The organism is Bartonella rhinolophi (genome assembly GCF_036576165.1).
Lineage (GTDB): Bacteria > Pseudomonadota > Alphaproteobacteria > Rhizobiales > Rhizobiaceae > Bartonella.
The window spans coordinates 1-20,000 of the sequence record NZ_JBAFWY010000005.1 but is presented as its reverse complement, the minus strand read 5'-3'; the positions used below and the strand labels follow the sequence as shown (position 1 = coordinate 20,000).

General features: G+C 37.4%; 10 protein-coding genes, 1 tRNA gene and 5 pseudogenes (1 of these 16 running past the window's edge). 13 read left to right on the top strand and 3 right to left on the bottom strand.

What is annotated here, in order from left to right; translation table 11 throughout:
- A pseudogene (locus V5N67_RS04300) lies at window positions 1-418 on the bottom strand (DUF3792 domain-containing protein); its annotated part reaches 143 nt to the left of the window's first position; the annotation flags it as partial.
- On the opposite strand from V5N67_RS04300, the pseudogene V5N67_RS04295 reads away from it, so the two are divergent.
- The 4 genes and pseudogenes from V5N67_RS04295 to V5N67_RS04280 all read left to right on the top strand — a co-directional run bounded on the left by V5N67_RS04295 (window position 414) and on the right by V5N67_RS04280 (window position 7,188).
- Window positions 414-1,568: pseudogene (locus tag V5N67_RS04295) on the top strand (MFS transporter). The pseudogenes V5N67_RS04300 and V5N67_RS04295 sit on opposite strands and share 5 nt — an antisense overlap.
- A gap of 871 nt (window positions 1,569-2,439) precedes the next feature.
- Window positions 2,440-3,153 (top strand): alpha/beta hydrolase family protein, encoded by a 714-nt coding sequence (locus V5N67_RS04290; protein ID WP_332060677.1) that lies wholly within the window; start codon window positions 2,440-2,442, stop codon window positions 3,151-3,153.
- The gene (locus V5N67_RS04285) at window positions 3,150-5,309 is read left to right on the top strand and encodes an isocitrate/isopropylmalate family dehydrogenase (RefSeq protein WP_332060676.1); all 2,160 of its coding nucleotides are present in this window, start codon (window positions 3,150-3,152) and stop codon (window positions 5,307-5,309) included. The genes V5N67_RS04290 and V5N67_RS04285 overlap by 4 nt, the downstream gene beginning before the upstream one ends.
- Window positions 5,310-6,228: 919 nt before the next feature.
- Entirely contained in the window at window positions 6,229-7,188 is a 960-nt protein-coding gene (locus tag V5N67_RS04280; RefSeq protein ID WP_332060675.1) for an N-acetylmuramoyl-L-alanine amidase, read from the top strand.
- Between the two features lie 866 nt (window positions 7,189-8,054).
- Here the strand turns inward: V5N67_RS04280 and V5N67_RS04275 are convergent.
- Window positions 8,055-9,263: a porin gene (locus tag V5N67_RS04275; protein WP_332060674.1), complete on the bottom strand. Its 1,209-nt coding sequence runs from the start codon at window positions 9,261-9,263 to the stop codon at window positions 8,055-8,057.
- 325 nt (window positions 9,264-9,588) lie between these two features.
- Between V5N67_RS04275 and V5N67_RS04270 the strand changes: the two genes are divergently transcribed.
- Window positions 9,589-9,679 (top strand) — tRNA-Ser (locus V5N67_RS04270).
- A gap of 770 nt (window positions 9,680-10,449) precedes the next feature.
- Window positions 10,450-15,432, top strand: a complete 4,983-nt coding sequence (locus tag V5N67_RS04265; protein ID WP_332060673.1) for a DEAD/DEAH box helicase — start codon at window positions 10,450-10,452, stop codon at window positions 15,430-15,432.
- Between the two features lie 504 nt (window positions 15,433-15,936).
- On the opposite strand, the gene V5N67_RS04260 is transcribed toward V5N67_RS04265, so the two are convergent.
- Complete coding sequence (locus V5N67_RS04260; protein ID WP_332060672.1) at window positions 15,937-17,079, bottom strand: LbetaH domain-containing protein; 1,143 nt, start codon at window positions 17,077-17,079, stop codon at window positions 15,937-15,939.
- Window positions 17,080-17,596: 517 nt separating this feature from the next.
- Here V5N67_RS04260 and V5N67_RS04255 point away from each other — a divergent pair.
- The 7 genes and pseudogenes from V5N67_RS04255 to V5N67_RS04225 all read left to right on the top strand — a co-directional run.
- Window positions 17,597-18,090, top strand: a pseudogene (locus V5N67_RS04255) (phage tail sheath C-terminal domain-containing protein); the annotation flags it as partial.
- Window positions 18,090-18,581, top strand: a pseudogene (locus tag V5N67_RS04250) (phage major tail tube protein); the annotation flags it as partial. The pseudogenes V5N67_RS04255 and V5N67_RS04250, both read left to right, overlap by 1 nt.
- 18 nt (window positions 18,582-18,599) lie before the next feature.
- Window positions 18,600-18,884 carry a phage tail assembly protein gene (locus tag V5N67_RS04245; protein ID WP_332060729.1) on the top strand — a complete coding sequence of 95 codons (285 nt, stop codon included), beginning with the start codon at window positions 18,600-18,602 and terminating at the stop codon, window positions 18,882-18,884.
- Window positions 18,881-18,997 carry a GpE family phage tail protein gene (locus V5N67_RS04240; RefSeq protein WP_332060728.1) on the top strand — a complete coding sequence of 39 codons (117 nt, stop codon included), beginning with the start codon at window positions 18,881-18,883 and terminating at the stop codon, window positions 18,995-18,997. Before V5N67_RS04245 ends, V5N67_RS04240 begins: the two co-directional genes overlap by 4 nt.
- A pseudogene (locus V5N67_RS04235) lies at window positions 18,994-19,395 on the top strand (phage tail protein); the annotation flags it as partial. The gene V5N67_RS04240 and the pseudogene V5N67_RS04235, both read left to right, overlap by 4 nt.
- A 26-nt stretch (window positions 19,396-19,421) precedes the next feature.
- Window positions 19,422-19,808, top strand: a complete 387-nt coding sequence (locus tag V5N67_RS04230; RefSeq protein WP_332060671.1) for a hypothetical protein — start codon at window positions 19,422-19,424, stop codon at window positions 19,806-19,808.
- Window positions 19,809-19,813: 5 nt separating this feature from the next.
- On the top strand, window positions 19,814-20,000 hold a 187-nt coding region (locus V5N67_RS04225), incomplete at its 3' end, for a phage tail protein (protein ID WP_332060670.1).

Below are 20,000 nucleotides of genomic sequence, written 5' to 3'. Positions count from 1 at the left end.
CATCTTTTGTTGAGGCATTGTCGAGCTGTGTGAACAGTTTATGTGCTTGTTCTTCAAGAGCTTTGATTGCTTGCTCGGTTTTTTCTTCTGCTGTTTGGTAAACATGGAGCGCATGGTTGGCTGTCGTTTGAGCTTCAGAAGGTGTCATGCCATTGTGTATAAGACTGTTGATGACTTCCTTTTGGTTGATATTTGCTATCATGGTTTGTGCGCGATTAGAAAGGCGATCACTGAGATTTTTTAGGTATGTGTGATAGTGTGTAGGATCTTTCTTGTAAGCGGTTATCGTAGAATTGATCTCGTGCACGGCTGCCTTATAAAATTCCTGCAAGCGGTCAGAATTGAGTGCAGAAATGTCGCTTTTGTTCAGAAGAGTGCGCAAATCGCTGCGTAATTGATCAAAGAAATGTCCATTGTTGTCGGTAGAGAGACTGATATCTACGGATATTTTTTTGTTAGTACTTGGAATTATGCGTCAGTATTATCAAGTAACTGAATCAAAAATTCAGGGTGCAGTGGTAATTTTTTATTTGCACTAGCTATTGGGCAGCTTATTTATGAACCATTCAGTGATAATTTTTTGACGTAAAAAGACACTTTTTTTAGGCTTATTGTTGTGGCTTTTTCTACACTAAGTATAATCTATACAGTCAATATAAAAGCTTCTCTCATGTTACGTTTTTTACAAGGACTTGGAGCTTGTGTTGGCATTGTTATAAGTCGTGCTATTATCAATAATTTACTGGATAAAAAGGAGGCTGGAAAGCTTTATTTGGCTATTTTCCCTTTTGTGGGGACATCACCAGCGCTTGCTCCATTGATTGGGGGGCTTTTATTACATGCTTTTAATTGGCAAGCTGCTTTATCTTTTTAAGTTTTTTATACTCTTAACTATTTTGCTGTGTTGTTTTGTGCTGAAAAAAACTCTCCTTCCTCAAGAGCGCCAGTCTTTTTGTTTTGCAGAGATTGTTCAGGGCAGTTTAGGGGCTTTTAGAAATAAATAGTTTGTTTTTTATGCGCTTATTCCATGTTTTGCTTACGCAATTTATTTTGCTTATACCGTGGATTCACCTTTCTTACTAACAACTTTGGGCTTATCATCTGTATATGTTGGTTATAGTTACGTTGACGTTTCTCTAACCTATGTCTTGGGGAATTTAGTAGCACGATGGTTCCTCAACCAAAAATCTATGGAAAGAACTATAAGGTACGGATATATTATTTTTGTTACAGGGGGGGCGTATTGTTTGCTTTGCAAATGTATATAAGTCCATGGTTGTTTGCTACATTAATAATCACTTCTGTGCTTACCTTTGGAAATGGTTTTTATTACCATTAGGGACTGTATTAGCTATTTTACATCCGCAGGCTGCTGGAGCTGCATCTGGCGTTACGGAGGCTGTACAATTAGGAAGCGCCGCATTAAGTGTGCGGTTATTGGAAAAATATCTGGACATAATCCACAGGTTGTAGGCGTTTTATTAGCTGCGTGCTGTCTAGTAGGTTTTATAATTTATATTCGAAAAGCGTGTTATTTTATGGTCTTTGTAACGAACTTATTGAAATAGACTATTAAGCAAGTGAGGGGGGAGAAGGGTATGCTTAAACGCTTTATATTGCTCTACGTGGTGGAGAATATCAAAAGAAATTATCTTTTTCTATTGGATTATATAGAGCGTGCTAGTCTGATTGCGGCTTAAGTAAAATTTAAGGTTAGTTATTGCAAGGGATTATTTAAATCCATGATTGATAGAGGTTGGGATGGTTTATGTTTTAATGATTACATATAGTTGTTATGTAACGTTGTTTCTGATATTAAGCTCGTTATGATTGTATATCTGTGCACTATCAATATCAATTAACTGGATATTTATGAGCTAAAGACGTGAGGAATTGCATTTTGGAGGGGGGAGTGCTAAGGGTAAGCTGAATAAATATAAGTTATCTACGTCAGATAGTTGAGGCGGTTAATTATAGAACTTCGCATTTTTTAATGGAATTTTGTTTTCTGATACTGTTATGTAATTTATGCGAAAGATAAAAGCTATTTCGTTCTTAAATATTGGCTTTTGTTCAATGATAATCTAGGTATGGCTTTGGCAAATATCTTAGCAGCTGTGAATGAAAGTGTAAGTTTTATTAGTGACTTATAAATGGGGAGAGATATGGGGGAAAAGAGTGGGAAGTTTTAGTTTTAGAGATATGGTTAGCGTTTTTCAATTTGTATAAAAGGGAAATAGGCTGCAACAGAGAGAAAGGTTGTAAAGCTATTTCTATTTTTTTCCTGTACATCGAAGTTTTTTTGCTCTCCTTCTGGATTTTAATGATTTAAGCATTGAATATCAGGCTTTTTTGGGAGCAAAAAACGTGTTTGAGTGCAGGAAAGGTTCTGACAACAATCCGCATTTTAAAACAAAAAATGCAGGGAGTATAAATGGTATGAACCCACATGTTATTGTTTTTTCACCTGTTATGCCTGTTTGGGATGAAGGAGCTTTTTGTTCTCCACTTCAAAAGCTGTTTTTAGAAAAAGGGTTTCATGTGACTTCATTGGATACAGTCTCTCTTTTTTCTGGGAGCTCTGTAGCAGAGGCTATTCCTTTAATCATAGAAAAAATTAAAAGCCGTTTTCAAGGTCCTTTGGTGCTTGTAGGTTTTTCCATGGCTGGGACATTGGTACAAATTTTAGCAGCGCGACTTCCAGATATACGGGCTGTTCTTGCTGTAAGTGCGCCAAGTTATCCAGATGCGTTTTTACGACGACGGCTTGAACATCTTCTGACATTATTGAAAAATGGTGATTTATCAGGAGCTTTGGAAGCACTAAATATTTTGGTGCAACCTCTTGGAAAAACTGAGAAAATAATACAGAGAAAAATCCCTGATGAGCAAAAAAACATGGCTATTGAGCGTATGCAAAGGGGATTTCGGCTTTTACTAAAAATGGATGCTCGTAGTGAAATTATAAAATATGCTGGAAGGTTTTTAGCTTTGGTGGGGGAAAAATCGCAACTTGCAACTATAAACAATCAAATTCAGAGTCACTGTTTAAATCATGAATATAAAGTTATCTTTGGTGCTGGTATGCTTCCATGGAATGATAATCCTGTCATGATGTATGCAATTATTCATGAATGGATTAATAGAATATGAAGAAGAAAATTCTTGTGTTACCTGGCGATGGGATAGGATTAGAGGTCTGTGATGCTGCACTGATGGTCTTAGAGCAGCTCAAGTTGCCGATTGAATTAATTTACGGTGATATTGGTTGGGAGTGTTGGAAAAAGGAAGGAGATTCTGTTCCTAAAGCGACTTGGCAAAAAATTGCCAAAAGTGATGCTATTTTGCTTGGCACTGTTACGAATAAAGAGCAAGAAGCTGCTTTAAAAGAGCTTGAACCGCATTTAAATGGGAAGGAACTTACATATATTTCTCCTGTTATTCAATTGCGCCAAAAATTAGGCTTGTTTGCTAATATACGGCCTGTAAAATACATTATTGGTGCAAGAAAGCCGTTTAATTTTTGTATTATAAGAGAAAATACAGAAGGTTTATATGCGGGACTAGATTTTCGCGGTATAAATGCTGAAACAGCGACATGGTTAAAGCATCCCAATTTAGAAAAATACGGTCTTAATGAAGCTGCATGGGCAGTGCGTTTGCAAACCCGTCTTGGTTTAGAGCGGTTATTTGAATATTCTTTTTCTTATGCGCGGATGTATGGTTTTAGACGGGTCACGTTTGCGGATAAACCAAATACTTTGCGAGAGAGTGGTCAATTTGCTCGAGAAATTTTTGAGCGCATAGCACGAAATTATCCAGAAATTGAAGCAGAAATTCATAATGTTGATGTCGTTGCATTATGGCTTGTACAAAAGCCAGGGCATTTTGGTGTTATTGTTGCAGAAAATATGTTTGGCAATATTCTCTCTGATGTTGCTGCTGGGATTATGGGTGGATTGGGAGTTGCGCCCAGCGCAAACATGGGGAACCAGATTGCTTGTTTTAAACCTGTCCATGGAAGTGCGCTATACATTGCTGGACAAAATAAAGCAAATCCTTCTGCTATGCTTTATACCACTGTTTTACTCTTAGAGTATCTAGGTTTTAAGGATGCGGCGCAACAATTGTCTGATAGTGTTGATAAAGTTATTCGTGTTGGCAAAAGCGTGACCTATGATTTGGGAGGAGGGGCATCTACATGTCAGATGGCTAACGCTGTTTTGGATGCTGTTACTAACCCCGTATCAGTTTGTCGTGCAGCGGTTATCACTATCGGTGATGAGTTACTTTCTGGACAATACTTAAATACGAATTTACAACATTTAAGTCAAAATTTAGAAAAAAGAAATATCCAAGTAACACGCCATTTCGTTTGTGCTGATCAATTACATCAAATTAGTGAGGCTGTGATTACTTGTCTCGGGCAAGAAGATCTTATTATTCTCAGTGGAGGATTAGGACCGACATCTGATGACAAAACACGTGAGGCGGTTGCTCAAGCTGTCCGGCTGCCACTGGTTCATAATGAAGTTGTGTGGCAAACTATAAAAGGTCAGTTACAACAATTGGGTATCACACCAGATAAAAGCAATGCTCGTCAGGCATTATTTCCTGAGATGGCAAATGTGTTAGATAATCCCACTGGCACAGCACCTGGTTTTTATTTTACTCATGGGACGAGTTGTATTGTTGTTTTGCCAGGTCCTCCTACGCAAGCCCTTTCGCTTTTAGAAAAATATTTAGAGCAAACAGATTATTTTACTGTACCACGTGCTAAACATGTGTGGACTTTTATCGGTATTGGTGAGAGCATAATTGCTCGTTTTGTTGATCGTTATTTTGCAGATGAGCCATTTGAGCGGCGTTTTTTATGGAAGAGTCCTTATGTTATCGTGCAGCTTGTTGGTCAGTCGTCTGTGCCCTTGGCGCAGCATTTAATTGAAAAATTTGAAGCCCAATTTCATCAATATTTAGTTGGTGCAGAGATTACTACTGCGCATAAACAATTAACGCAACAAGCAATAGTTCGTTGGTTTGCAAATGATCCGTTGCTTTTAAAATATTTTCATCCAACAGAAAAAGATGTGCAAGATATTCCATTTCTTGAGGTCGAGGTTAGTTTATCCCCTTCCTTGGAGATATTAGAAAAACGGGAGGAAAGTCTCGGGCATGCTACAATGACTATAGAGGTTAAAGGCTATGGTAATGATTGTATGACTTTTCCTTATACACGACCACTTTTAGGTATGGTTTTACAGGAATATGCGGCGTGGTTGGTTTTGAAAATATTTTCAAACAGAGGATAATGCTTTGTAAAAATTTTACGCAAGTAGATTGCTCACGTTAGAGATATCAGTTGTTTTATTGATCGTTTATATAAAAAATTATTTTATTTAGCGTCATATAACAAGCTAAGCAGTATTAGTGATAATGACATGCCTATTTGATTTATTGTGGTTACTGATCAGAGTAATTTGATAGGGTTTTATCCGCTGGAATAAAAATACAGATATTGTCATTGAGATGTTATGTAGGATACTACTAAAGTTAGCGTTCTATATATCCTTTATTTAAAGTAAAAATATTTATACAGTTTTGGATAAAAATTATTACGTATGCACAAATTGTGCAGGTGCCTTGATTGAGTGATGGCATCAAAATTACTCTTGTTAATTGGCTTAATCTAGAAAAAAATTCTCAGCATATATTGATTTAAAGATAAAGGAATATGTCTTTAAGAGGGGTGAAGATAACTTCTTTGTAAAAAACGAGAGGGTATCTCGATTATCTGTGTCATGTATAAAAACAATTTTCAAATTTTGTTGAAAAATTTTCTCGTGAAAAAGATCAATCACAAATATGGATTGTGAACTTGACTGTCAATAAATCGCCTCAAAGTTTTCATAGGGGTATCTTTCAATGATTTTATGTCGTTGCAGGGATGATTTGATGTTGCGCGTTATGCGCAGTGAGGTGTGGCTGAGTATTGTTCAGATTGATAAGAAGAATAACTATTTTGTGTGCAAAACGTAAGCAAATATGTGATGAGGAGTTTTGCTACATTTTTGTTTGTTTTTTGACTGGCAATCTTTCGGGCACTGGTTCGAAAAAATGAGTGATTTGGTCGGGCGTGTTAATGCTCTCAAGTCGCTTCGCTGGTTTCGTGTACGATCTGTTGTGTGATGTACTATGGTGCTGGTGAGTGAGACAGAAAGGAAAATTTTTATGTATCAGATTGATTACAACAGTTATCGTGCTATCAAGAGTTTTAATCGTCGTGTTCGCTTTCTTGTAATGCATTATACTTCAATTGACTTTAAAGGGTCGATTGCTGCTCTTACAGGAACGAAGGTTAGTTCTCATTATCTAGTTCCTGATCCTTCGGAGAAGACGTATATTGAGGCAGGGTTTAAAGATATGCGTATCTTTAATCTGGTTGATGAAAATGAACGTGCATGGCATGCTGGTGTTAGTTCATGGGCTGGGCGCAGTAATTTGAATGACACATCTATTGGGATTGAAATAGTCAATTTAGCGACTGATCATGCTCATTCTTCAGAGCAGGCGCATGCTGAAGCGGCTTTAAAGGATATGCGCGCTTTGAAGCCAGCTGATGAAAATGAGTATGCGCTGCAGACTGATGTTGGTTCAGGTGCGGAAAGTGGTAGTGTGGGTGATCCAGTTCTTCAACGTAAGGCAACTAATTTAGCGACTTATCATAATGGAGAGTTTATATTCCCTCCTTATAATCCAACGCAAATTGAGGCAGTGAAAGAGCTTGCGTTGAATATTCTTCAACGCTATCCAGACATTATACCAACCGATGTTGTCGGTCACAGTGATATTGCCATTGGTAGAAAGAGTGATCCAGGTGCAGCTTTCCCATGGAAAGAACTTTATATGGCAGGTATAGGAGCATGGTATGATGATGAATTGAAGGATCATTATCAGGAACAGTTTCGTAAAAGTTTGCCAGTTAAAGAAGATATTTTAGCTCGATTGAGACGTTACGGGTATGATGTTTCGGCTGCATGTAGTGAAATTGGATACAAGAATTTAATTCGGGCATTTCAGCTTCATTTTCGTCAAGAAAATTATAATGGAATTTTGGATATTGAAACAGCGGCAATTATTTATGCATTGGTAGATAAATATTTCCCTTCGAGTGAATTTAAATCGTCTTAACTTTAAGTACATATCATTATCGTAGTGTACGTTTTTCTTTTGTAATTATATTCTTTTTGCTCTTTATTGATGAGGCTTTGTGTAAAAAAAGGCCATTTGCGGTATGAAAATAATATGACATGAAAAGGAATTAGCGAGAAACGGGAAAAAGGGTAGCACAGCTCGTGGAAGCGGATTAAGATTCTATTTTATCGTTATGTATTTCTTATTAAGAATATATGAGGTCAAAGCGTTAAGCGCAAAAAGAATATGGTGTAAAAAAAGTACCCAGAGAAAAAGTGTGTTATGGCTTATTTGCATTCGCGGTATCGGATGCCAAAATCCTAAATTATCAGTTTTGCACTTATGATGTGCAAGAAAAGCCTAACAGTATTGAGAGAAGAGAAAAAGCAAGACGCATATTGCAGGAAAATGTGGCTGTAATGCTTTCGTAACTCTGAAAGGTATGTTTCGTTGTTTTTGAGGGGGGGATATTTTTTGTGCTCGAAATGATTGGAGTCACAAAAGGCTTTTTTATTCACTTTAGTTTAACACCATTTTTATGATTTATTATCTCTTGAAGGTATATCCGATTTATTTTTGATTGCTTTTGAGGATATTTGCAGGATTTTGATGGCAAGTGCTTGTAATGATTAAACTCTGCGTTATTTAAATCATGTAGGTACGGCTTGCAGAGTATATGAGTGCTTATTTGGTAATTTACGTGGCACTTTTTGAAAAGAGGGGGGTCTTTTTTTGTGAGAGATGGTAGCAACAAGTACCATGAAGGGGGAGTGTTATGATTATCACAGATAATTAGAAACTGGCATTAATTAGAAACTGGCAATGCAGAGCGCCAGTTTCTAAAGGTGTGTGTCTTAAAAGAATTAGAATGAACGTTGTAAACGGATCATACCTAATACAGCGCTTTTTCCGTGTAGAGCGTGTATATATTTTGTACCACTGGCATCTGTGAAAGTACGGTTATCGTTCCAAGAGACATAAGCCAATTCAGGTGTAATCACGAGTCCGGGAACCAGCGTATATGAAACATTGACAGAAGTTGCAAAAGTTTTTGCAGCGCTATAGGAGATCTGAGCGTTGAAACTTGCTTTTGGAGTGATTTTGTAAGTCGCACCAGCCCAGCCAGCCCATTTTCCTCCCCAGTTTGCATAGACTGTTGCGCTTTCTCGTGACAACGTATTTTTAAACGCCTCGTCATCTGCTGTGTAATAATCAATGCTGTTTTTATAACCACCCATGACCCAGAAGTTTAAATATTCATTAATATTGAAATCTGCACGTATCTTACCAGCCCATTTTTTATAGTAAGCATCATACGCAGCAATTGTTGAAAAACCACCCCATTGTTGCATAAATTTTACACCAAAAAGCAAGTTAGGCGTGTAATCTTTTACTTCTTTGCTTAAAGGAGCTGTTTTTTGAGAAGCGGTAACAAGTTTACCATCTTTATCGATGTAATAATATGTGTCAGATTTAGGACCTATAGCATTACCTAATTCAGCTGCGATAATAGCAGAAAAGCCAGTGTCACCGCTAAAGGTATAAGAAATAAAGTTGGTGCGTGTGACACCTGCTGGTGCTATACCATCATCATTTATAACGTTACCATAGTCATCAGTCCAACTACCGAAAATTGTACTAGCTAGACCTACACGAAAACCACCAAGTTCAATATAAGCAGCTGAAAGTTTTGCTCCAGCTTTATCTTTACCACCCCCCCAGTGTGAGTAGATTCGCGCATATGAACGAAGTGTTCCTAATTCTGTCTCAGAAGCGGTTTGAAAGGCAAGGGTTAATCGCGATGCTGCACCGTAGGTTTTTTTACTATTCTTTAAATCACTATCGGTTGTTGCGCCAACGTCATCACCAACCCTAAGATCAGCACGGACATTTCCTGATAAACGTATACAAGTTTCTGTTCCAGGGATATAGAAATACCCTTTGCCATATGCATCGCAAACGCGAACATATTCTACAGACTTTGATTCTGCAGTAATCGTTGAAGCCGCTTGTGCTCCAGACGTCACTACAAAAGCTGCTGCAGAGCTTAAAAAGAGGGATTTAATGTTCATAATAGATCTCCAGTAAAAGGTCATTTAATTCTATTAGAGAATTCTGTTTGTTAAATTCACGAGCGATAAACAAAGCACGTGATACTTGTAACTCTGACTTTACAGGTCTTTTTTAGATATATAGATTTAGATATACAAATACGAAATTGCTATTTTTAGGGATATTCATGTAATATTAAAGGTTATGTTGTAAAAAAGTCACAACTTTTCATTTATGCACTTTATTCATTCGATTGGGTTAATAAAAACTAAAAATTTAAGATATTTTTGAAAAAAATTGAAAATGTCTTGAACTTTTTGTTTATACTGTTTATTCACTGCTCTTGGAGAGGTGGCCGAGTGGTCGAAGGCGCTCCCCTGCTAAGGGAGTAGGGCTCAAAAGGCTCTCGAGAGTTCGAATCTCTTCCTCTCCGCCATAATACATAAAACAAACAGGTTAGATTCAGGAATCTTGATCCGATCTTTATTTGATTATCTCTTACCTATTCTAGATCTTTTTATGGTTTCTTGGTTAAGCTTAATAAAAAGCGTGTAGCCTTTGCTTCTGATATTTCTATTATTATACTACGGTTAAGTTCATAGTTTATCAAATTGTTGCAAAGAGGGGAAGAAAATAAAATTATATTATACGTTGCTTGTTTATCTCTATCAATTTCGTTTAACTTTAATAAAAAATCAGTCATTATTGCAGGATAAGATAACAATAAGTGATGCAAAAACTCTATGAGGGAATACAAGAAAAAATTCCTCTTTGAAGGTGAAGAGCATTGTAAAGTTATTCTCTCTGCTTTGGAGGCTGAACGACATTTCTGCTTGTCTGAGAGGTGAGCTCTTAATTTAAAGTAATCTCCCCAATTTGAATTGGTTTTTTTGAGAGCATAATTTTTCAAATATTTTTAGTTTTTTTGATCTTTTCTTACAAAGTAATATAATTTAATTTTAAATCAATTTAAAATAAATATAACGTGTAATAAATTCATGAGAAACGAAGCTGCGCATAGGATACAAGCCTATTGTTTATATTTTATTTCTTACAAAATAAAAAATTATCAGGTAAAGAACTTTTCTAGAAATATAAAATACTTAAAACTTAAGTAAATATATTGCATTTAGTGTTTGAATTTAAATTCAATCAATATACACAGGTATTTAATGATATATAGCGGATATGGCGGGGGAAATCTGCATGAGCGACTTGAGGAAAATTCTAGCGGATTTTCGTGAAAAAGCGGCAACAGTACGCGATCAGGGCACCAGCTTTGAAAAATTAATGATCGCATATTTTCAAACAGAACCTTATTATAAGGCACTCTACAGCAAGGTTTTGACCTATGCTGAATGGGTTGAGGAATATGGACAAAGATATGACATCAGCTCTAAACAAGATACAGGAGTTGATCTTGTTGCTGTAACAGCTGCTGATGAACAGTTTCACGCTATTCAGTGTAAGAATTATGGAGAATATTACGCTATTCAAAAAGGGGATATTGATAGTTTCTTAGCTACCTCAGGAAAGATATATTTCGAGCATCGCATTATTATCACAACAACAATAGCTCCATGGTCAAAAAACGCTGAGGACGCTCTTATCAACCAGAACCCTCCCGTTATAAAAATTACCTTACATGATTTAGAAAAGAGTTTTATTGATTGGTCCAAATATCGTGAAGGTAGTAAGCTTGAACAAAAGTCCCATAAGAATATACTTGAGCATCAAAAAAATGCCATAGATGCTGTGGTGGAAGGATTAAAATTTGCCGATCGAGGCAAATTGATTATGGCTTGTGGTACAGGAAAAACTTTTACTTCCCTCAAAATTGCAGAGATCCTTGCTGGAAAAGGGAAAAGAGTTCTCTTTTTGGTGCCTAGCATTGCTTTGTTAAATCAAACGCTGAGGGAATGGAGCCAAGAGGCAAAAATCCCTTTAAAGAGTTTTGCTGTTTGTTCAGACAGCACTGTAGGTAAAAAAGATAGTGGCTTTATTAAAATTTATGACCTTGCATACCCTGCAACAACCAATGCTTCTAGTTTGGGAAAAAAGATAGCGTTACAGCATAATGATGAAGCTATGACAGTTATTTTCTCAACTTATCATTCCATTGATGTGATTAGCAATGCTCAATATCGCTCTGAAAATCCTATTATAGATTTTGATCTCGTTATTTGTGATGAAGCACACCGAACAACGGGATTTACATATGAAGGTGAAGACGATTCTGCATTTGTTCGGATTCATAATAATGATTACATCTCTGCTAAAAAACGGCTCTATATGACTGCTACGCCGCGTATTTATGGAGAAGGTACTAAGAATAGGGAGGATGTTGCACTCTATTCGATGGATGATCCCGCATGGTATGGAAAAACTTTACATACTCTGAATTTTTCTGATGCTGTTGAAAGGAATTTGTTGGTTGACTATAAGGTCATTATTTTAACAGTCGATGAGGGGCACATCAACCGAGCTGTTCAGCCACTGCTTGCAGATACAAGTAATACTATTCAGGTTGATACTGCTGCAAAAATTGTGGGATGTTGGAAGGCTCTATCAAAATATGGTCTCTCTGAAAAAAATGTAAGCTTCTCTAAACCTATGCAGCGTGCTGTTGCTTTTTGTCAGATTATTGAAGAAAAACCCAACAAGGTCAGCTCAAAACTTATTGCCAGACATTTTCAGAAGGTAGTTGAGGATTATCAGAAGCAAGAAAGACAAAATTTTTTAAGTGAAAGTCCAGAAGCAGAAATAAGTTCTGCGTTAAGCATGATTTGTGAAGCACAGCATGTTGATGGCAGCATGACTGCCAGAGACAAAGAGGAGCGCCTCGAATGGCTTAGAGAGCCAATCCCCGAAAATGAAAACCGTTGCAGAATTCTTTCAAATGTGCGCTGCCTCTCTGAAGGAGTGGATGTTCCTGCCCTTGATGCTGTTATTTTTCTTACACCACGTTCCTCTGAAGTCGATGTTGTGCAAGCCGTTGGACGCGTCATGCGAAAAGCTCCAGGAAAACAGAGGGGCTATGTCATTTTACCTATTGTCGTTAAGGTAGGAGCTGATCCAGACAAAACACTGAAAGATAGTTCCTATAAAATTGTTTGGCAAGTTTTGAGAGCTTTACGATCCCACGATGACCGCTTTGATGCAACAATTAATAAAATTGAATTTAATGGTCATGCCCAAGATAAAATAGAAGTTGTCGCTGTTACAAATAATATCAACAAAAGGAATGTGCCATGTCGAAATGAGTTAGATTACGGATATTTCAGCGAACATGAAGTTATTTCTAGCCTTAGACAAGGTGAGTTAGGTCTCAATATGGAGGGAGTTGAGCGTGCCATCTATGCCAAAATCGTCGAAAAATGCGGAAATAAACGCTATTGGGAAGATTGGGCTAAAGACATTGCAAAAATTGCTGGAACCCATATCGATCGCATTAATGCTATTCTTGAAGATAAGAAAAACAGAGAAGAAATTAGTGTTTTTAATGACTTTGCTGAAGAATTACGAGCAGTGATTAATGATAGTATCACGGATGCTGAAATCGTTGAGATGTTGGCGCAGCATCTTATTACAAAGCCGGTGTTTGATGCTTTATTTGAGAAACATGAATTTACCGATCATAATCCGATATCCGTGGCTATGCAACGCGTTATTGATAAGCTGAGTGAACATGGTTTGGAAAAAGAACGCAATAGTTTGCAAGCATTCTATACTTCGGTCAAACGCCGCGCAGAGGGTGTTGATACTGCTGAAGGAAAACAGAAAATTATTGTGGAGTTGTATGATAAGTTTTTCCGAAGTGCTTTTCCAAGGATGGTTGAACGTTTAGGGATCGTTTATACTCCAACTGAAGTGGTTGATTTTGTTCTTCATTCTGTTGAGCATATTCTAAAGACGGAGCTCAACAGCAGTTTGGCTGATGATGATATTCATATTTTAGATCCGTTTACGGGTACAGGAACCTTTATTACACGTCTTTTACAAAGTAACATCATTCCACACAATAAGTTGCCTCAAAAATACAAGCGCGAACTCCATATCAATGAAATTGTTCTGTTAGCCTATTATATTGCTACGATTAATATCGAAACAACGTATCATGCTCTTTGCTCTAAAGCTCTGTCTAGAAAAAATAGGGATAATATAGCTGGAGGTATTACAGTTTATGAACCCTTTAATGGTGCTTGCTTAACGGATACATTTCTGCCCGATGGAAAAGGGGATCTTATTGGTAAAATGCTAGTAGAAAACAGTGCTCGTCTCAAAAGGCAACATGATCTTCCAATTGTGGTCATTGTGGGAAACCCTCCTTATTCTGTTGGACAAAGAAGTGCAAATGATGGAAATCAAAATGTAAAATATCCTGAATTAGACAAGCGTATTGAGGAGACTTATGTACAATATTCTTCGGCAACATCAAAGAATAGTTTATATGATTCTTATATCCGTGCATTTCGTTGGGCTTCGGATCGTATTAAGGATCGTGGTGTTATTGGCTTTGTCACAAATGCAGGTTTTGTTGATGCTTGTGCCATGGATGGTTTCCGGAAATGTTTGAGAGATGAATTTAGCAGCCTCTATATTTTCCATTTACGTGGGAATAAGCGCATTTTTGGAGAGAATGGTAAGAAAGAAGGAGGAGAGATTTTTGAAGGAGCATGCCGAGCACCTATAGCGATTTCTATTCTTATTAAAAATCCAGCGGCAAAACAGCAGGGGAAAATCTATTTTAAGGACATTGGAGATTATCTTTCACGTCAACAGAAATTAGACATTCTTACTCAGAGAAAAAGTATAGCAGCAATCAAAGATTGGGTAGAAATTGTTCCAGATCAATTCAATGATTGGATTAATCAGCGCGATTCTAATTTCAATAGATATATTAGTCTAGGGGATAAAAAAGACAAGTCGGTTACAACGGTTTTTGAAAACTATTCGCAGGGAATTAAGACAAGTAGAGATGCATGGTGTTATAATTTTTCTCAAACAAAGTTACGAGATAATATGGAAAGGATGATTAATTTCTATAATTTTGAAGTAGAAAGAGTGAAGGAAAATAATTTTTCTGTTTCCATGAATACATTCCATCAATTCGTGAACCAAGATTCCATCAAAATTAGCTGGTGTAGAGCAATAAAACAAGATCTTTTGAAAAGGATACAGCATCAATATCACAGGAGCAAAGAGATAAAAGGCATTTATCGACCTTTTACAAAAGAGATGCTGTATTTTGATAAAGACTTCAATGAGATGCAATATCAAATGCCGAAGATATTTCCTGATGGAGCTGGTAAGAACTTAGCTATTGTAACTACGGGAAAGGGGGCATCACAAGGGTTTTCGGTTCTTATAGTTAATATGGTTTCTGATATTAATATGATGGCAGCTGGTGGTCAGTGTTTTCCTTTATATCTTTATGAGCAGGTTGAGTGTTCTGGACAATTATCTCTCGTCTCTGGCACTGGAGAGAGCGCAGGATATCAACGACGTGACGCTATTACAGATAAAGCTTTGCAACATTTTAAGGAAGCTTATCCAGAAGAGGCTCTTACTAAAGAAGATATCTTCTATTACATCTATGGATTATTGCATAGCGAGGATTATCGGGAGCGTTATGCAGATAATTTAGCAAAGCAAATAGCACGAATCCCGCGTGTGAAGCATTTTGCTGATTTTGTTGCTTTTACACAGGCTGGTCGTGCTTTAGCATCACTCCATCTCAATTATGAAACTGTGCCTCTTTATACGAAAGTGAAGCTTATCAGTAAGCTAGAAGGCTTAGAGTTGACTGAGAAACAAATAATTGGTGGGGATGATGCAGATTTTTATGTCAGAGAGATGAAGTTTGCAAAGAAGAAAGATCCAGAAACTGGGAAGAGCATTAAAGATCGGAGCACTGTTATTTACAACAGCAAAATTACCATCGAAAATATTCCCGAGACAGCCTATGAGTACATTGTTAATGGAAAATCTGCTTTAGAATGGGTGATAGATCGTCAAGCTATTACAACAGATAAAGCTTCCATGATTACAAACAATGCCAATGATTGGGCAATTGAAGTTATGGGCAATGCTCGTTATCCATTAGAGTTATTTTTGCGAATTATCACTGTCAGTTTAGAAACATGTAAAATCGTCAATAGTTTGCCAAAGCTGGAGGTTGGTGAATAGGGAATGGGGTAAGATTTGTTTTAAAAAGGTAATCTCAACCTTCAAAACCCTCAAAATTGTGCTATTTGCAACCAATCTAAACAAACGGATATTGAGTTGTCCAGTATTTTAGCAAGAAGCAAGAATGTCATTATTGCGTGCATAAACGAGATCCTTGATCAAATTATAAATTTCTCGTTTGGAAGTGTAATGTATTGCACTTATTAAGTAGTCAAATTCAGACAATGACAGAGAATAGCCAACTATCCTGCCATGATTTTACTTCGATTGGCTTGACTTTACACTTCTTGATTTTGTTGCTCAAGACTACTGAAAAACTCTGTTGCTATAAAAAGTGAAAATACAATACAATTATTCCGTTATCGATTTTTGCCATTTCGATAAGAGTAGTGAAAATGGCAAAATTTTCAATATTTTTAATGATGCAATCAGTTTCAACGATGTTGTGATTTTTGCTAATGCCTTCGTTAATAAGCCATGGATACCAAACTGATTAAGTATCAATTATTCAGAACGCTTAAATTTTTGAGATAGCAAAAATCCCAAAATAAGTATTACAAAAAAAACAAAACCTACGACTCCCCAACCTTGATCTAAGTAGTGATGCAAAGAATTACTTAAAATTTCGGTATCATCAAGAATTTGGTGAGAAAAATTAAAAACATTCGTATCACCAGAAGCTAAGGTATAGCTAGGAACATTTACCTTAGCATAGTTGTAGTTATAGTTATTCCAGTATGCTCCGAGCTTACAGAAATTTTTACTCCCATTAAATACATCAACTTTGATATGCGCCATATTGTGGCTGCAAACTTTAGCGTTTCTGTAAATTTTAGCAGAGTCGTAAACTTTAACATTACCGTACACTTTAGCAGAGTCATAAACTTTAGCTCTGTCATAAACCGTAGCATGCTCGTAAATTTTAGCAGAGTCATAAATTTTAGCATTGCCGTAAACTGTGGCGTGTTCATAAACTTTAGCAGAATCGTAAATTTGAGCGTTGTCGGCAATCTTAGCATGACCGTAAATTTTAGCATGACCGTGAATCATAGCATGCCCGCTAATATTAGTATTGTCAGAAATTTCGGCATTGCCAGAAATTTTAGCAGAGTTATAAATCAAAGCATTGCCAGAAATTTTAGCAGAGTCATAAATTTTAGCAGAGTCATAAACTGAAGCAGAGTTATAAACTTTAGCTCTGTCATAAACTGAAGCAGAGTCATAAACTGAAGCATTGCCGTAGATCTTAGCATCGCCAAAAATTAAAGCATGACCGTAAATTTTAGCATCATCGTGAGCTTTAGCAGAGTCATATATTTTAGCAGAGTCGTAAACTTTAGCTCTGTTGTAAACTCTTGCAGAGTCGTAAACAGAAGCATTGCCGTAAATCTTAGCATGTCCGTAAATTAAAGCATCGCCAAAAATTTTAGCATTATCGGAAACTGTAGCATAGTTGCAAACTATAGCATTGTCAGAAACCCAAGCATCGCCATTGTGGCTTAAGTTTCTTTCTGATGCTATCCACCCTCCCACGGTTCCTTTCTTAATTGTTCCAAAATCTCTAACTGCTTTAATTTGATGAAGTCTACCGCAAAAAAAAACTTGATCCTTCGTTACACCTGTAAATGTGTATTTAGGTTGTTCCATTCTTCCCCCTCTTAATTAAATGATATTGATTTTGCGCTTATTCTATTACCAATATATAAAAATAGAAGCCAATATTATTATATTTACTTAGTCATTGAATATTTGATAATAAAATTATTGGCAATAAGTTTATTTCTAATGTTCAGATAAGCATCTTTACAGCTTAGTTGCGCAAAAAATATTTTCTGATAGATGAGTTAATTGTATGGATATTAATCAATAAAATATATAGATTTATATTTTACTTTATAAACTCTATAATACGATATAATGTATTTATTATATTGTGTGAATTAAACTTGTATTTTATAAATTTTGTGCGTTAAAAATTTTTATTTAAGTTTAAAAAGTATTAACTCATTAAAAAAGTAATAATCAATACATAGAGTTGTACTTTAAAAAAGCGATTAAAATCTTCTAGGGCGGGGAGAAGAGTGATATGATTTGCGCAGTTGATGAAGCTGGTGCGTACAATGCAGTTCATACTTTTTGCTTACATCTTGAAAAAAAAATGATCTCATATTCCAATAAAGTGATCAATGGAATTATTGACATCGCGCGTCCAATTGACTTTTCTATCGGTGATAGGTCTAGCCGTGCCAACCTGCTCAATGAACAAAACATCACAACAATTATCCGCGAAAATGGCTACCGCCTGTGGGGGGATCGTACTCTTTTAAGCGATAGAAAATTTGCTTTTTTATCGGTGGTGAGAACCGCAGATATGATTAACGATGCCATTTTATGCGGGCATTTGTGGGCAGTCGATAAAAATATCAAGAAAACCTACATGAGCGATGTGAGCGAAAGCGTCAATGCTTATTTGCGTGATTTAAAAGCGCAAGGGGCAATTCTTGGTGGGCGCTGCATCCCCGATCCGGAGCTGAACACACCAAATGCGATTGAAGATGGCAAAGTTTATTTCAATGTCGCGTTCACACCAACAACTCTAGCAGAACATATCATTTCCGTTCACAAATTACCAATGATTACTTAGAGGATATGGCGTAATGGCAGTACCAGTCTTACCAAGGGTTTTGAAATATTTTAACATTTATGTCGACGGCATTCCTTATCAGGCAAAATGTGAAAGCGTGACTTTGCCGAATTTGAATTTCACCGTTGAAAGCTATCGTGGTGGTGGCATGGATGTGCCCATTGAGATTGACATGGGGCTTGAGGTTTTAACATTGACCATGACGATTTCTGATTGTTCACCAGAGCTGATGACACAGCTGGGGCGCTCTGATGTTGACATCTCCCTACGGGGCTCAATGCAAGCGCAAGGCACGCCCGCAGAAGGTGTTGCCATCACCATGCGAGGGCTTTGCAAAGGTTTTGAAATGGCAGAATGGCAAGCAGGAGGCAAAGCAACCTCTACAGCGACATTCACACTGCATTACTTCAAATATGTTCAGAAGGAGATTGAGATTGTTGAGATAGATGCCCTCAACATGGTGGGGAAATTCAATGGTGTAGACCAATTGGCAAAACATAGAGAATTTTTTAGGAATGTAAAAATGACAGCAGCAACAAGTATTACATATAAATTGTCCATCCCTGTTTTTTTTGAGGAAAAAGAACACACCGAGATCACCCTACGGCGTGCCAAAACAAAGGATTTGCAAGCGATTGATAAAAAGGAAGGTATCGGGCAAACCATAGCAATGATCGCACGCCTTTCGAGCTGGCCGCATGAAGCCGTGGGAGAAATCGACATTGAGGATTTGTCAGGCATTGGGGAAATCTTAGAATCTTTTATCAAGCGGCGGGATATCTCGACTGAAAAACCGCCGCAAAACTGATAGGAGATATAGCGATCGTTTTTCATTGGCCACTCTCAGACATGATGGAAATGGAGCCACAAGAATTGATTTTTTGGCGCAAACAAGCAGCAGAAAGGCATAAAACAAAATGACGAAAAAAGTTGCCGATGCGAAAGTCAGATTAACGCTTGAGGATAAAATCACTGCGCCTTTGAAGCGTCTACAAGGGCGGTTTCAAAACTTATCGCATAAATTGGGCGTTCTTCGCTTTTCTGCTGCGGTAACAAAGATGACAGCAAGCCTGAAAGGTGTTCAGAGTGCTCTTAGCACGGCAGCAAGTCGTACTTCGGTTTTTACAGGGGCTTTGGGAATTGCAGGTGGTGGTCTTGTGGCAAGCTTGACTACTGTCACCATGAAAACCATGCATATGGGGGATAGCCTTCATCATGCGTCACGGCATTTAGGCATGGGTGTTGCAGCGCTTCAATTATGGGGCGATGCAGCGGATAATTCGGGGACTTCTTCCGCGCTTTTTCAACAATCTTTAGCGGCGCGATTAAAAAATTAACGAGTTGGATGCCTAGCTGGATGAAAGAAAAGCTTGAGTTTAGCGCTACAATCGATAAAAGTTCAACTGAGACGATTAAAAATCTTACCGAAGAAACAAGTACACGCGCAAAAAGAATAACCGATGCAACTGTTGTTACGAACACCCCACCTCAACAACGCAACAGTAGCACACATATAAACTCCGTTGAAGCGGCAAAAATTAACGCTTTGAATGCTTCCGAGCCGGTTGTGATTCATGAGCCTTTAAATGTTGATGCTTCTATCACTATTAGCAATTTGAATATTTCGGGGGGAAGAGGCTCTGCGGATGAAATTCATGCTGCGGTTAATCAAGCCCTTGAACGTCAAGCCAAACAGCAGCGCTTGGCTATAGCGTCAAGCTTTTCGGATTAATCACCATGATGTTGGCTTTGGGACAGTTTATTTTTTCGGTTGAAACGGCAGCGTATCAAACACTCAACATGTCTTATGATATTCCGTGGGTAGAGCAAGGGCGATTGGGGCGCAAGGCAGCACTTCAGTTGCCAGCTGTTGCCAATGCGGAATTTTCTTTAACAGGGGTGGTGTATCCAGACTTTAAAGGTG

What these genes read in the sequence shown, in the direction of transcription:
- V5N67_RS04290 (WP_332060677.1), top strand. Translation starts at nt 2,440, where the DNA reads ATGAACCCACATGTTATTGTTTTTTCACCTGTTATGCCTGTTTGGGAT.
- V5N67_RS04285 (WP_332060676.1), top strand. Translation starts at nt 3,150, where the DNA reads ATGAAGAAGAAAATTCTTGTGTTACCTGGCGATGGGATAGGATTAGAG.
- V5N67_RS04280 (WP_332060675.1), top strand. Translation starts at nt 6,229, where the DNA reads ATGTATCAGATTGATTACAACAGTTATCGTGCTATCAAGAGTTTTAAT.
- V5N67_RS04275 (WP_332060674.1), bottom strand. Translation starts at nt 9,263, where the DNA reads ATGAACATTAAATCCCTCTTTTTAAGCTCTGCAGCAGCTTTTGTAGTG.
- V5N67_RS04265 (WP_332060673.1), top strand. Translation starts at nt 10,450, where the DNA reads ATGAGCGACTTGAGGAAAATTCTAGCGGATTTTCGTGAAAAAGCGGCA.
- V5N67_RS04260 (WP_332060672.1), bottom strand. Translation starts at nt 17,079, where the DNA reads ATGGAACAACCTAAATACACATTTACAGGTGTAACGAAGGATCAAGTT.
- V5N67_RS04245 (WP_332060729.1), top strand. Translation starts at nt 18,600, where the DNA reads ATGACAGCAGCAACAAGTATTACATATAAATTGTCCATCCCTGTTTTT.
- V5N67_RS04230 (WP_332060671.1), top strand. Translation starts at nt 19,422, where the DNA reads ATGCCTAGCTGGATGAAAGAAAAGCTTGAGTTTAGCGCTACAATCGAT.